The following is a 13,604-nucleotide window of genomic DNA, read 5'->3' on the forward strand; positions in this document are numbered from 1 at the left end:
CCCATGCCGATCACGCCCCCGCCGCCGACCCCGCAGCCTGCGCAAGATGCAAGCCGGTTCGCCGACGAGGCCTGGCAACAATGGCCGTTCGCGCTGTGGCGCCAGGGTTTCGAGCTGGCGCAGCAGGGCTGGGACGCGTGGGCTGGCGCGCTGCCCCTGGCGGATGCGCACCAGCGCGAGCTGGCGGCGTTCGCGGCACGCCTGTGGCTGGAACCCCTGGCCCCCGACAACAACCCCTATACCAACCCCCTGGTATGGCGCCAGACCCTGCGCGAAGGCGGCGCCAACCTGCTGCGCGGCGTCCGCTACGCCTGGGAGGACGGCCTGCGCCAATGCTGCGGGCAGCCGCCAGATGGCGCCGAGCGCTTCCGCCCCGGCCATGAAGTCGCTGCCACGCCAGGCAAGGTGGTGCTGCGCAATGCCCTGGCCGAACTGATCCAGTACCGCCCCACGACCGGGCGCGTGCGGCCGCAGCCCATTTTCATCGTGCCGGCCTGGATCATGAAGTACTACGTGCTGGACCTGTCGCCGCACAACTCCCTGATCCGCTATCTGGTCGACCAGGGCTACACGGTGTTCTGCGTGTCCTGGAAGAATCCCACGGCCGCGGACCGCGACCAGGGCATGGCGGACTACCTGCGCCTGGGCGTGCGCGAGCCGTTGGCGGCGATCGGGGCGATCGTGCCCGGCGCGGCGGTGCATGCGGTGGGGTACTGCCTGGGCGGCACGCTGCTGGCCATTGCCGCCAGCGCCATGGCGCGCGACGGCGACTCGCGCCTGGCCAGCCTGAGCCTGCTGGCGGCGCAGACCGACTTCAGCGAGCCCGGCCGGTTGGGCCTGTTCATCGACCCCTTCCAGGTGGCGCTGCTGGAAGCGGAAATGGCGTCGCTGGGCTATTTCCCTGCACGGCAGATGAGCGGCGCGTTCCAGTTGCTGCGCGCCCAGCAACTGCTGTGGTCGCCGATGATCTCGGAATACCTGCTGGGCCAGCGCCGCCCCATGAACGACCTGCAGGCCTGGAATGCGGATGCCACCCGCATGCCGGCGCGCATGCATGGCCAGTACCTGCGTCACCTGTACCTGGACAACGAGCTGGCCGCCGGCCGCTATTGCGTGGACGACCGTCCGGTCAGGCTGCATGACCTGCGCCTGCCGATATTCTGCGTCGGCACCGAAACCGACCACGTCGCGCCATGGCGGTCGGTCTACAAGCTGCACGGCCTGGCGCCTGCGCCGTTGACATTCGTGCTGACCAACGGCGGCCACAACGCCGGCATCGTCAGCGAGCCGGGACATCCGCGGCGGCACTTCCGCAGCCGGTTGCGCGCGGCGGGGGAGCCGGCCTTGACGCCCGACGCGTGGCTGGCCAGCGCCACGTCGCACGAAGGCTCATGGTGGCCGCACTGGGTCGCCTGGCTGAACGAGCAGTCCGGCAAGCCGGTCAGGCCGCCCGCCCTTGGCGCCGCGCGCAGAGGCTATCCGGCGCTGGACGATGCGCCCGGCATTTACGTCACGGAGACCCGAGCATGACCCGCCGCCCTCTCGCGCAATGGCGCGCCGCCCGACTGGCGCCGGCTATCCTGGCCACGCTGCTGGCGCAGGGCTGCGTGTCGATGGCGCCGCAATATGTGCGGCCGGCGGCGCCGGTGGCAGCCGTCTATCCCGACCCGGCCGCCTCCACCGCCGCCGGCGCCGCGGCACGCGACGCGGCGCGGGTCGACTGGCGCGACTACTTCACCGATCCCGTGCTGCAGGGCCTGATCGACGCCGCCCTGACGCACAACCGCGACCTGCGCGTGGCGCTGCTGCGCGTCGAGGAAGCGCGCGCGCTCTACGGCATCCAGCGCGCCGACCAGTTCCCCACGCTCGGTGCGCAGGCCGAAGGCACCCGCGCCCGCACCCCGGGCGACCTGACCCTCACCGGCCAGCCGCAAGTGGCCAGCCAGTACCAGGCAGGCGTGGGCATGGCGGCCTGGGAATTGGACTTCTGGGGCCGCGTACGCAGCCTCAAGGACGCCGCGCTCGAGAACTACCTTGCCTCCGAGGCCGCCGCCAAGGCCGCCACGCTCAGCCTGGTGACGCAAGTCGCGGACAGCTATCTGTCGCTGCGCGAACTGGACGAGCGGCTGGCATTGACCCGCGCGACCATCGCCTCGCGCGAAGAATCGCTGCGCATCTTTCGCCGCCGGTTCGAGGTGGGATCGATCTCGAAGCTGGACCTGACCCAGGTGGAAACGCTGTGGCAACAGGCGCGGGCGCTCGGCGCCGACCTGGAGCAGGCCCGCGCCACGCAGGCCCATGCGCTGGAATTGCTGACCGGCGAACCGCTGGCCCTGCCATTGCCACGCGCCGACCTGGACGATGACAGCGTGATGCGCGACCTGCCGGCCGGGCTGCCTTCGGACCTGCTGTCCAACCGGCCCGACATCGTCGCCGCCGAACACCAGTTGCGCGCCGCCAACGCCAACATCGGCGCGGCCCGTGCCGCCTTCTTTCCCCGCATCACGCTGACCGGCGCGTTTGGCAGCGCCAGCGCCGAACTGGACGGGCTGTTCGGCTCCGGCAGCCGCGCCTGGAATTTCGCGCCCAGCCTCGACCTGCCCCTTTTCGACGCCGGGCGCCGCGGCGCGAACCTGGACCTGGCCGAGGCTCGCCGCGACCAGGCGGTGGCCGGTTACGAGCGCGCCATCCAAGGCGCCTTCAAGGATGTGGCCGATGCGCTGTCGGCGCGCCGCTGGCTGGCCGAACAGGTACAGGTATTGCGCGCCACCGTGGCGGCGCAGGGGGAGCGCGCGCGCCTGGCCAAGCTGCGCTACGACCACGGCGCCTCGCCTTACCTGGAAGTGCTGGACGCCCAGCGCGACCTGCTGGCGGCGCAGCAGACACTGGTGCAGACGCGCCGGGCCCTGCTCGCGGCCCGGGTCGGGCTGTATGCCGCGCTCGGCGGCGGCACCCAGGTGGCGCCGCCAGCGCCAGCCGCCTCCACGCCGCAAGCGGCATCCGAGCCGAGCCCGGCGCGCCCCACGCCCGTCCCCGCCGGCGCGAGCGCCGCGTCCACCGCCCCGCGCCGCTGAATACAGGATACGCATCATGAAGCTGCCCACTCGGAAACTCGTTCCCCTGCTCGCAATCGTGGCGCTGGCCGCCGCCGGCTACTACGGCTGGCGCATGTTGTCCGACACAGGCCCCGGCGCCGGCTTCATCAGCGGCAACGGCCGCATCGAAGCCACTGAAGTCGACGTCGCCACCAAGCTGGCCGGGCGGGTACAGGATGTGTTGGTGGCCGAGGGCGACTTCGTCAGCGCCGGCCAGCCGCTGGCCCGCATGCAGATAGACACCTTGCAGGCGCAACGCGAAGAGGCCCGCGCCCAGCACCAGCAGGCCATCAACAACGCCGCCAGCGCCAGCGCGCAGGTGGCGCAGCGCGAAAGCGACAAACTGGCCGCCGAGGCCGTGGTGGTGCAGCGCGAAAGCGAACTGGACGCCGCGCGCCGGCGCCTGGCGCGCTCCGAGACGCTGTCGCGCGAAGGCGCGTCGTCGATCCAGGAACTCGATGACGACCGCGCCAGGGTGCGCAGCGCGCAGGCCGCCGTCAACGCCGGGCGTGCCCAGGTCAAGGCAGCGCAGGCCGCCATCGACGCGGCCAGGGCCGCCCAGGTCGGCGCCCAGTCCGCGGTCAAGGCGGCGCAGGCCACCATCGCCCGCATCGACGCCGATATCGCCGACAGCGAACTGCGCGCGCCGCGCGACGGCCGCGTGCAGTACCGCGTGGCGCAAGCCGGCGAAGTGCTGGGCGCCGGCGGCAAAGTGCTCAACATGGTCGACCTGGCCGACGTCTACATGACCTTCTTCCTGCCGGAGCAGGCCGCCGGCCGGGTCGCGCTGGGCCAGGACGTGCGCATCGTGCTGGACGCGGCGCCCCAATACGTGATCCCGGCCAAGGTGTCGTTCGTGGCCAGCACCGCGCAGTTCACGCCCAAGACCGTCGAAACCGCCACCGAGCGCCAGAAACTGATGTTCCGCGTCAAGGCGCAGATCGCGCCGGAGCTGCTGCGCCAGCATCTGCACCAGGTCAAGACGGGCCTGCCCGGCGTGGCCTGGCTGAAGCTGGACGCCGACGCGCAGTGGCCCGCCAATCTTGAAGTCAAGGTGCCGTGATGACCGTGACCACGACGGCCGCCCCCGCTCCGGTGGTCAAGCTGTCGGGGGTGTCGCTGCGCTACGGCAAGACGCTGGCGCTGGACCATGTCTCGCTGGACATCCCCGCCGGCCGCATGGTTGGCCTGATCGGTCCGGACGGCGTGGGCAAGTCGAGCCTGCTGGCGCTGATCGCAGGGTCGCGCAAGGTGCAGGACGGTACGGTCCAGGTGCTGGGCGGCGACATGGCCAGCAAGCGTCATCGTGACGACGTCTGCCCGCGCATCGCCTACATGCCGCAGGGCCTGGGCAAGAATCTCTACCCTACCCTGTCGGTGGAGGAAAACCTGCAATTCTTCGGCCGGCTGTTCGGCCACGGCGAGGCCGAGCGCCGCCGCCGCATCGACAGCCTGACCCGCAGCACCGGCATGGAGCCGTTCCTGTCGCGCCCGGCCGGCAAGCTGTCGGGCGGCATGAAGCAGAAGCTGGGTCTGTGCTGCGCGCTGATCCACGACCCCGATCTGCTGATCCTGGACGAGCCCACCACCGGCGTCGACCCGCTGGCGCGGGCGCAATTCTGGGACCTGATCAACCAGATCCGCCACGAACGCCCAGGCATGAGTGTCATCGTCGCCACCGCTTATATGGACGAGGCGCAGCGCTTCGACTGGCTCATCGCCATGGACGACGGCCGGGTGCTGGCCGCCGGCACGCCCGACGAGCTGCGCCGGCGCACCGCCAGCGACACGCTGGAGGCCGCCTTCATCGCCCTGTTGCCCGAGGAAAAGCGGCGCGGCCACAAGCCGGTCGAGATCGTGCCGCTGACACTCGGCGATGAGGCCGAGATCGCGATCGAAGCGCGCGACCTGACCATGCGCTTCGGTGATTTCGTCGCCGTCGACCACGTCAACTTCCGCATCCGCAAGGGCGAGATATTCGGCTTTCTCGGCTCCAATGGCTGCGGCAAGTCCACCACCATGAAGATGCTGACCGGCCTGCTGCCGGCCAGCGAGGGCCGCGCCTGGCTGTTCGGCGCCGAAGTCGACCCGCGTGACCTCGCCACGCGCCGCCGCGTCGGCTATATGTCTCAGGCATTCTCGCTCTACGGCGAACTGACGGTACGGCAGAACCTGGTGCTGCACGCGCGGCTGTTCCACGTGCCCGAGGCGCAGATCCCGGCGCGCGTGGACGAAATGGCGGCGCGCTTCGACCTTGGCGAGTCGCTGGACGAGCTGCCTGGCAAGCTGCCCATGGGCGTGCGCCAGCGCCTGTCGCTGGCGGTGGCCATGGTGCACAAGCCCGAGCTGCTGATCCTGGACGAGCCGACCTCGGGCGTGGACCCGGTGGCGCGCGACAACTTCTGGCGCCTGCTGATCGCCCTGGCGCGCCAGGACCAGGTCACCATCTTCATCTCGACCCACTTCATGAACGAGGCGCAGCGCTGCGACCGCATGTCGCTGATGCATGCGGGCAAGGTGCTGGTCAGCGCCGCGCCGGACGAGATCACCCGGATGCGCGGCGCCAGCACGCTCGAAGAAGCCTTCATCGCCTTCCTGGTCGACGCCGGCGCGGGCACCCGGCCCGGCCAGGCGCAAGCGGCCGTGCCGGCGCCGGCCGCCACCGCGCCGGCCCACGAAACGCGCGGCTTCAGCCTGCAGCGCATGTTCAGCTACATGTGGCGCGAGGCGCTGGAACTGCGCCGCGATCCGGTGCGCGCCACCCTGGCGCTGGCCGGCTCGCTGCTGCTGATGTTCGTGATCGGCTTCGGCATCAGCCTGGACGTGGAGGACCTGCGCTACGCCGTCATGGATCGCGACCAGACCGCCCTGAGCCAGAACTACAGCCTGAACCTGGCGGGATCGCGCTACTTCATCGAGCACGCCCCCATTACCAGTTACCAGGACATGGACGCGCGCATGCGCAGCGGCGAACTGTCATTGGCGATAGAGATTCCACAGGGCTTCGCGCGCGATGCCGCGCGCGGCCGCGACACCCAGATCGGCGTCTGGATCGACGGCGCCATGCCGCAGCGCGCCGAGACCATCCGCGGCTATGTGCTCGGCATGCACCAGGGCTGGCTGCAACAGCAGGCGCGCGAACGCCTGGGCGCCGCCGCCACGCAGCAGGTCGGTATCGAAACCCGCTTTCGCTACAACCCGGACGTGCGCAGCCTGCCGGCCATGGTGCCGGCCGTGATTCCGCTGTTGCTGCTGATGATGCCAGCGATGCTGACGGCGCTGGCGGTGGTGCGCGAGAAGGAACTGGGCTCGATCATCAACCTGTACGTCACGCCGGTGACGCGGCTGGAATTCCTGCTGGGCAAGCAGGCGCCCTATGTGGCGCTGGCGATGCTGAATTTCCTGTTGATGGCGCTGATGGCGGTGACGCTGTTCGGCGTGCCGATCACCGGCAGCTTCGCCACCCTGCTGGCGGCGGCGCTGATCTACAACGTGGTGGCCACCGCCATCGGCCTGCTGGCCTCGACCTTCACCCGCAGCCAGATCGCGGCGCTGTTCTTCACCATGATCGGCACGCTGGTGCCGGCGGTGCAATTCGCCGGCCTGCTCAATCCCGTGTCGTCGCTGGAAGGCATGGGCAAGCTGATCGGCCAGGTCTACCCCGCCACCCACATGCTGACCATCAGCCGCGGCGTGTTCAGCAAGGCGCTGGATTTCTCCAACCTGCAAGGGTCGTTCTGGCCGCTGCTGGTCGCCATTCCGGTGATCCTGGGCGCTTCGACGCTCCTATTGAAAAAGCAGGAGACTTGAGCCATGCCGCGACATGCCGCCAATATATTCCGCCTGGGCGTCAAGGAACTGTGGAGCCTGGCGCGCGATCCGATGATGCTGGCCCTGATCTTCGTTTCATTCACGCTGATGATCTATACGGCCGCCACCGCCGTGCCCGAGTCGCTGCACAACGCGGCCATCGCGGTGGTGGACGAGGACGCCTCGCCGCTGTCCGCGCGCATCGCCTCGGCGTTCTACCCGCCGCACTTCACGATGCCCGCGATGGTCACCTCGGCCGAGGCCGATGCCGGCATGGACGCCGGGCGCTACACCTTTTCGGTCAACGTGCCACCGAATTTCCAGCGCGACGTGCTGGCAGGCAAGCCGGCCGAGATCCAACTGAACGTGGACGCCACCCGCATGAGTCAGGCGTTCACCGGCAGCAGCTACATTCAGCAGATCATCACCGACGAAATCAACGAATTCGTCAAGCGCTACCGCAAGCCGACCGAGCTGCCGGTGGACCTGGCGGTGCGCATGCGCTTCAACCCCAATCTGACGCAGGCGTGGTTCGGCAGCCTGATGGAGATCATCAACAACGTCACGATGCTGTCGATCATCCTGACCGGCGCGGCCCTGATCCGCGAACGCGAGCACGGCACCATCGAGCACCTGCTTGTCATGCCTGTTACACCTAACGAGATCATGCTGGCGAAGGTGTGGTCCATGGGGCTGGTGGTACTGGTGTCCGCCGGGCTATCGTTGACATTCGTCGTGCGCGGCCTGCTGCACGTACCGGTCGAAGGATCGGTGGCGCTGTTCCTGGCCGGGGTGGCGCTGCACCTGTTCGCGACCACCTCCATGGGCATCTTCATGGCCACCCTCGCACGCAGCATGCCGCAATTCGGCATGCTGCTGGTGCTGGTGCTGCTGCCGCTGCAGTTGTTGTCCGGCGGCACCACGCCGCGCGAAAGCATGCCGGACTTCGTGCAGAACATCATGCTGGCCGCCCCCACCACCCATTTCGTGGAACTCGGCCAGGCGATTCTCTTCCGTGGCGCCGGCATTAGCGTCGTATGGCAACCGTTCCTGGCGCTGACACTGATCGGCAGCGTCCTGTTCGCCTTCTCGTTGACCCGTTTCCGCAAGACCCTCAGCCAGATGGCGTGAGGCCTGTGCATTCGTTGCCCCTTACCACTCTCTTAAAAGGACGCATCATGAAGAAGACCCCTGCTTCCACGACCCAGGACCTCGCCGGCGCCAATGCCGCCTACTGCCAGCGCCTGGCTGAACTGGCGCGCGAAAGCCACCAGCGCTGGCTGCAACTGGGACAGCGCCTGGCCAGCGACGGCACCGGCCAGTACCTGTCGACCCTGGCGCCGCTCAAGCTCGACGGCAACTGGCAGAACATCGCCCCGGCGCTGGGCGAGGTTACGCGCAGGCAATGGCAATGCCAGCTCGAGGCCAGCCAGGCCATCACCCACGCCGCGCTGGAAGACCAGGCGGCGCTGGCCGCGGGCGTCAGCGAAGCGGTGAGCGGCTGGCTGCACAACGCCTCCGCCGCAGCCAGCGGCGGCCTGGCGGAATCGCCACTGACGCGCATGTGGTCGTCGTATTGCGACCAGATGACCTCGGCCTGCTCGGCCATGCGCGAGGCCAGCCAGTTTGGAGCCCGCCATGGCAACTAGACGCACCGCGCTCATCACCGGCGGCGCGGGCTGCCTGGGCCGCGCCATCGCCCGGGCCCTGCACGCCGCCGGCCACGACATCATCGTCACCTGCCATTCCCACGAGTCGGCCACGCGCGAATGGCTCGATGAGGAGGCGGCCGCCGGCCGCCGCTACGACATGGTCAAGGTCGACGTGGCCGACTACGATTCCTGCCAGGCCCTGGCGCAGCGCCTGGCCGGCGACGGCCGCCAGATCGACATCCTGGTCAACAACGCCGGCATCACCCGCGACGCCAGCCTGCGCAAGATGAGCTACGCCGACTGGAACGACGTGCTGCGCAGCAATCTCGATTCGATGTTCAACATGACGCAGCCGCTGTGCGGGCCGATGGCCGACCGCGGCTGGGGACGCATCGTCAACATCTCGTCGGTGAACGGATCCAAGGGCGCCTTCGGGCAGACCAACTACGCCGCCTCCAAAGCCGGCATCCACGGCTTCACCAAGTCGTTGGCGCTGGAGCTGGCCAGGAAAGGCGTCACGGTCAACACCGTGTCGCCCGGCTACCTGGCCACGCGCATGGTCGAAGCCGTGCCGCAAGAGGTGCTCAAGGAAAAGATCCTGCCGCAGATTCCGCTGGGCCGGCTGGGCCAGCCCGACGAGATCGCCGCGCTGGTGGCGTTCATCTGCAGCGACGCGGCGGCATTCATGACAGGCAGCAATGTCGCCATGAACGGCGGGCAGCACATGTACTGACGCGGCCCGCGCAATACCGGCCGGATCAGGCAGCACAGCAGTCCCGCTGTGCTGCTTTTTTTTGTAACGGCGGGATCTGGCCCTGGTCATGCGGATGGCCCGTTTTCCCTATGGCGGCAGGCGCGCCGCCCGCACACGGCCGTCAAACTGCTCCGCTTTTTCTCGACACTTCTGAATCTGTACTGCTCGGCGCCATCGGCCTATCTTGACGCTGCAGGCACCAGCCTGTCCGCGCGCGCCGCCCGGTGGCGGCAGGAACGCGCGGGCCTTGAAGCCAGGAATTTCCCGCCATGGATAGCGACGCGTTACTGCTTGCCCGAATACAGTTCGGATTCACCATTTCCTTTCACATCATCTTTCCGGCCATCACCATCGGCCTGGCCAGCTACCTGGCCGTGCTCGAAGGCTGCTGGCTGCGCACCCGCAACACCGTCTACCGCGACCTCTACCACTTCTGGACCAAGATCTTCGCCGTCAATTTCGGCATGGGCGTGGTGTCCGGACTGGTGATGGCGTACCAGTTCGGCACCAACTGGAGCTTCTTTTCCGATTTCGCAGGCAGCGTCACCGGGCCCCTGCTGGCCTACGAGGTGCTGACGGCCTTCTTCCTGGAAGCCGGCTTTCTCGGCGTGATGCTGTTCGGCTGGTCGCGCGTGGGCCCGGGCCTGCACTTCTTCTCGACCATCATGGTGGCGCTGGGCACGCTGGTGTCGGCCACCTGGATCCTGGCGTCCAATAGCTGGATGCAGACCCCCGCCGGCTACGAGATCCTGGATGGCCGCGTGGTGCCGACCGACTGGCTGGCGGTGATCTTCAACCCCTCGTTCCCCTATCGCCTGGCGCACATGGGCATCGCCGCGTTCCTGGCCACCGCGCTGATGGTGGGCGCGTCCGGCGCCTGGCACCTGCTGCGCGGCGACCGCAGCCCGGCCGTGAAAAAGATGTTCGCGATGGCGATGGCCATGCTGGCGATCTCGGCGCCGCTGCAGGCGGTGGTGGGCGACTTCCACGGCCTGAACACGCTCAGGCACCAGCCCGCCAAGATCGCCGCGATCGAAGGTCATTGGAACAACGAACCGGGCGCCGGCGTGCCGCTGACGCTGTTCGGCATTCCCGACATGGAGCGCGAAGAGACCCGCTACGCGCTCAACCTGCCGCGCCTGGGCAGCCTGATCCTCACGCATAGCTGGGACGGCCAGTTCCCCGGCCTGAAATCGTATCCGCCCGAAGACCGCCCCAATGCCACCGTGGTGTTCTGGTCGTTCCGCGTGATGGCGGGGCTGGGCATGCTGATGATTCTGCTGGCAGGGTGGGCGCTGTGGGCGCGCTGGCGCGGCCGCCTGTACCAATCGCGCGCGCTGCAGCGCTTCGCGCTGTGGATGGGGCCATCGGGGCTGGTGGCCATCCTGGCCGGCTGGTACGTGACCGAGATCGGCCGCCAGCCCTGGGTAGTCTATGGCGTGATGCGCACGGCCGACGCCGCCACCCGCCACGGCCCGGGCGAACTGACGCTGACGCTGGCGCTGTTCGTGGTGGTGTACCTGTTCGTGTTCGGCGCCGGCGTGTCGTACATGCTGCGCCTGATCCGCATGGGCCCGACCCCGGCGCCCGGCCACGCCCCGCTGTCCGGCGGCCCGGGCGAGCCGCGCCAGCCGTCGCGGCCGCTGTCGGCCGCCTCCACCTCGGCGGACGCCCCGTCCGCGCAACCTGGATTCAAAGGAGCCTGAGGCCATGGGCATCGACCTTGCATTGATATGGGCCGTCATCATTCTGTTCGGCGTGATGATGTACGTGGTGATGGACGGCTTCGACCTGGGCATCGGCATCCTCTTTCCGCTGATCGGCGACGCCGAGGAGCGCGACGCCATGGTCAACACCGTCGCCCCCGTGTGGGACGGCAACGAGACCTGGCTGGTGTTGGGCGGCGCGGGGCTGCTGGCCGCGTTTCCGCTGGCGTATTCGGTGATCCTGAGCGCGCTGCACCTGCCGCTGGTGTTCATGCTGCTGGGGCTGATCTTCCGCGGCGTGGCCTTCGAGTTTCGCTTCAAGGCCGACCCGCGCCACCGCGCGCTGTGGGACCGGGCCTTCGTGCTGGGTTCGCTCTGCGCCACCTTCTTCCAGGGCGTGACGCTGGGCGCCTACATCGAAGGCATCAGGGTGGTGGACCGCGCCTACCAGGGCGGGCCGTGGGACTGGGTCAGCCCGTTCTCCCTGTTCACCGGCGCGGGCCTGGTGGTGGCGTATGCGCTGCTGGGCTGCACCTGGCTCATCATGAAGACCGAGGGCCGCCTGCATCGCCACATGTGCGCGCTGGCGCGGCCGCTGACGCTGGCGCTGCTGGCGGTGATCGCCGCGCTCAGCGTGTGGACGCCGCTGGCGCAGCCGCATATCGCCCAGCGCTGGTTCAGCCTGCCCAACATGTTCTGGTTCCTGCCGGTGCCGCTGCTGGTGGCGGCCGCCGGCATCGACCTGATGCGCCGCGTGCGCGGCGCGCCCGCCGCGGGGCCGTTCGTGCTGGCGCTGTGCCTGGTGTTCCTGGGCTACAGCGGCCTGGGCATCAGCATCTGGCCGGCCGTGATCCCGCCCGACGTGTCGATCTGGACCGCGGCCGCGCCGCCGCAGAGCCTGGGCTTCGCCCTGGTCGGCGCGCTCGCCATCATTCCGATTATCCTGATGTACACCGCCTGGTCCTATTACGTGTTCCGCGGCAAGGTGCGCACCGGCGAGGCGTTTCACTGATGGCCGCGCCGAGCTCCCTGCCCTCCTGGCGCAGCCGGCTGCTGTGGCTGCTGTTGATCTGGGCCGGCGGCGTGGCGTCGCTGGGCCTGGCCGCCGGCGCGCTGCGGCTGGTGATGCGCGCCATCGGCATGTCGACCTGAACCGCCGTCTTCCACGGATCCCTCCATGAAGCGCTATGAACGGCTGACCGAAGAAATCACCGCCTCGATCCTGTCGGGCCTGCTGCAGGCGGGCGACCGCCTGCCCTCGGTGCGCCAGACCAGCGCCAGCCGCGGCGTCAGCCCGTCGACGGTGTTCAAGGCCTATTACCTGCTGGAAGCGCGCGGCCTTATCCGCGCGCGCGACCGCTCCGGTTACTACGTGCTGCGCGCCCCGCAGGCCGCGCTGCCCGAACCCGACGACCTTTCCAGCGCCGCCGCCGGCCGCCATCCGGTCGATGTCAGCGACAACGTGCTACAAGTGCTCAACGCCACCTTGCGGCGCGACATGCTGCCTTTCGGCTCGGCCTTTCCCAGCCCGTCGCTGCTGCCCTATGGCCGGCTGGCGCGATACATGGCAACCACGGTGCAGCAACTTGACCCATGGGGCTCCATCGACGACCTCAGCCCCGGCGACCCCGCCCTGCGCCGCGCCATCGCCCTGCGCTACCTGGCCGACGGCCTGACGGTGCCGGTGGACGACATCATCATCACCAACGGTGCGCTCGACGCGCTCAACCTCTGCCTGAGCGCGGTCACGCGGCCCGGCGACGCGGTGATCGTGGAATCGCCGACGTTCTACGCAGCCTTGCAGTCGCTCGAACGCAACCAGTTGCATGCCATCGAAGTGGCCACGCATCCGCGCGAAGGCATCGACCTGCAAGCGCTGGAACAGGCCATCGTGCAGCACCAGCCGCGCGCCTGCTGGCTCATGACGACCTTCCAGAATCCGCTGGGCAGCCTGATGCCCGAGGCCAAGAAGGAAGCGCTGGTCAGGCTGCTGACGCGCCACGGCGTGGCGCTGATCGAGGACGACGTCTACGGCGAACTGTACTTCGGCGCCACGCGGCCGCGTCCCGCCAAGGCCTTCGACACCGACGGCATGGTGATGCACTGCTCGTCGTTCTCGAAAACGCTGGCGCCGGGCTATCGCGTCGGCTGGGTCGCGGCCGGGCGCTACACCCGCGCCATCATGCGCAACAAGCTCACCACCAGCCTGGCCACCGCCGCGCCGACGCAGGCCGCGATTGCCGCCTACCTGGCGCAGGGCGGCTACGACCGCCACCTGCGCCAATTCCGCCAGACGCTGGCATTGCAGCAGGGCGAGATGCTGCAGGCGGTGGCGCGCTACTTTCCCAAGGGCACGCGCGCCACTCGGCCGCTGGGCGGCTACTTCACCTGGGTCGAACTGCCCGCGCACATCGACACCCTGCGGCTGCACCGCGCCGCGCTCGACCACGGCATCAGCATTGCGCCGGGGCCGCTGTTTTCGTGCACCGGCGCGTTCGGCAACTTCCTGCGGCTGAACTGCGGCCATCCCTGGAACGACGCGATGGAACAAGGCATGGCAACGCTGGGCAAGCTGATGGCGACATGA

General features: G+C 68.9%; 11 protein-coding genes. All 11 read left to right on the forward strand.

The window, feature by feature from the left end:
• The first annotated feature begins 3 nt into the window (after positions 1–3).
• The 11 genes from AC6LKG_RS11650 (at position 4) to AC6LKG_RS11700 (ending at position 13,604) form a co-directional block, all read left to right on the forward strand.
• Positions 4–1,530 carry a PHA/PHB synthase family protein gene (locus tag AC6LKG_RS11650; protein ID WP_498164553.1) on the forward strand — a complete coding sequence of 509 codons (1,527 nt, stop codon included), beginning with the start codon at positions 4–6 and terminating at the stop codon, positions 1,528–1,530.
• Entirely contained in the window at positions 1,527–3,074 is a 1,548-nt protein-coding gene (locus tag AC6LKG_RS11655) for an efflux transporter outer membrane subunit (protein WP_498164555.1), read from the forward strand. The genes AC6LKG_RS11650 and AC6LKG_RS11655 overlap by 4 nt, the downstream gene beginning before the upstream one ends.
• Positions 3,075–3,090: 16 nt before the next feature.
• Positions 3,091–4,158: an HlyD family secretion protein gene (locus tag AC6LKG_RS11660; RefSeq protein ID WP_498164557.1), complete on the forward strand. Its 1,068-nt coding sequence runs from the start codon at positions 3,091–3,093 to the stop codon at positions 4,156–4,158.
• Entirely contained in the window at positions 4,158–6,905 is a 2,748-nt protein-coding gene (rbbA, locus tag AC6LKG_RS11665; RefSeq protein WP_498164559.1) for a ribosome-associated ATPase/putative transporter RbbA, read from the forward strand. Before AC6LKG_RS11660 ends, rbbA begins: the two co-directional genes overlap by 1 nt.
• Before the next feature lie 3 nt (positions 6,906–6,908).
• Complete coding sequence (locus AC6LKG_RS11670) at positions 6,909–8,036, forward strand: ABC transporter permease (protein ID WP_498164561.1); 1,128 nt, start codon at positions 6,909–6,911, stop codon at positions 8,034–8,036.
• A gap of 47 nt (positions 8,037–8,083) precedes the next feature.
• Positions 8,084–8,554, forward strand: coding sequence for a hypothetical protein (locus AC6LKG_RS11675; protein WP_498164562.1), 471 nt, complete (start codon positions 8,084–8,086; stop codon positions 8,552–8,554).
• On the forward strand, positions 8,544–9,290 hold the full coding sequence (gene phbB, locus AC6LKG_RS11680) for an acetoacetyl-CoA reductase (protein ID WP_498164564.1): 747 nt from the start codon (positions 8,544–8,546) through the stop codon (positions 9,288–9,290). The genes AC6LKG_RS11675 and phbB overlap by 11 nt, the downstream gene beginning before the upstream one ends.
• A 290-nt stretch (positions 9,291–9,580) precedes the next feature.
• A complete protein-coding gene (locus AC6LKG_RS11685; protein WP_498164566.1) occupies positions 9,581–11,017 on the forward strand; it encodes a cytochrome ubiquinol oxidase subunit I in 1,437 nt (478 codons plus the stop codon).
• Positions 11,018–11,021: 4 nt separating this feature from the next.
• Positions 11,022–12,029, forward strand: coding sequence for a cytochrome d ubiquinol oxidase subunit II (gene cydB / locus AC6LKG_RS11690; protein ID WP_498164567.1), 1,008 nt, complete (start codon positions 11,022–11,024; stop codon positions 12,027–12,029).
• On the forward strand, positions 12,029–12,169 hold the full coding sequence (locus tag AC6LKG_RS11695; protein ID WP_080981527.1) for a DUF2474 family protein: 141 nt from the start codon (positions 12,029–12,031) through the stop codon (positions 12,167–12,169). The genes cydB and AC6LKG_RS11695 overlap by 1 nt, the downstream gene beginning before the upstream one ends.
• Before the next feature lie 25 nt (positions 12,170–12,194).
• Entirely contained in the window at positions 12,195–13,604 is a 1,410-nt protein-coding gene (locus tag AC6LKG_RS11700) for an aminotransferase-like domain-containing protein (protein WP_498164568.1), read from the forward strand.

It is taken from the genome of Achromobacter sp. 46006 (assembly GCF_059761975.1).

What these genes read in the sequence shown, in the direction of transcription:
- AC6LKG_RS11650 (WP_498164553.1), top strand. Translation starts at nt 4, where the DNA reads ATGCCGATCACGCCCCCGCCGCCGACCCCGCAGCCTGCGCAAGATGCA.
- AC6LKG_RS11655 (WP_498164555.1), top strand. Translation starts at nt 1,527, where the DNA reads ATGACCCGCCGCCCTCTCGCGCAATGGCGCGCCGCCCGACTGGCGCCG.
- AC6LKG_RS11660 (WP_498164557.1), top strand. Translation starts at nt 3,091, where the DNA reads ATGAAGCTGCCCACTCGGAAACTCGTTCCCCTGCTCGCAATCGTGGCG.
- rbbA (WP_498164559.1), top strand. Translation starts at nt 4,158, where the DNA reads ATGACCGTGACCACGACGGCCGCCCCCGCTCCGGTGGTCAAGCTGTCG.
- AC6LKG_RS11670 (WP_498164561.1), top strand. Translation starts at nt 6,909, where the DNA reads ATGCCGCGACATGCCGCCAATATATTCCGCCTGGGCGTCAAGGAACTG.
- AC6LKG_RS11675 (WP_498164562.1), top strand. Translation starts at nt 8,084, where the DNA reads ATGAAGAAGACCCCTGCTTCCACGACCCAGGACCTCGCCGGCGCCAAT.
- phbB (WP_498164564.1), top strand. Translation starts at nt 8,544, where the DNA reads ATGGCAACTAGACGCACCGCGCTCATCACCGGCGGCGCGGGCTGCCTG.
- AC6LKG_RS11685 (WP_498164566.1), top strand. Translation starts at nt 9,581, where the DNA reads ATGGATAGCGACGCGTTACTGCTTGCCCGAATACAGTTCGGATTCACC.
- cydB (WP_498164567.1), top strand. Translation starts at nt 11,022, where the DNA reads ATGGGCATCGACCTTGCATTGATATGGGCCGTCATCATTCTGTTCGGC.
- AC6LKG_RS11695 (WP_080981527.1), top strand. Translation starts at nt 12,029, where the DNA reads ATGGCCGCGCCGAGCTCCCTGCCCTCCTGGCGCAGCCGGCTGCTGTGG.
- AC6LKG_RS11700 (WP_498164568.1), top strand. Translation starts at nt 12,195, where the DNA reads ATGAAGCGCTATGAACGGCTGACCGAAGAAATCACCGCCTCGATCCTG.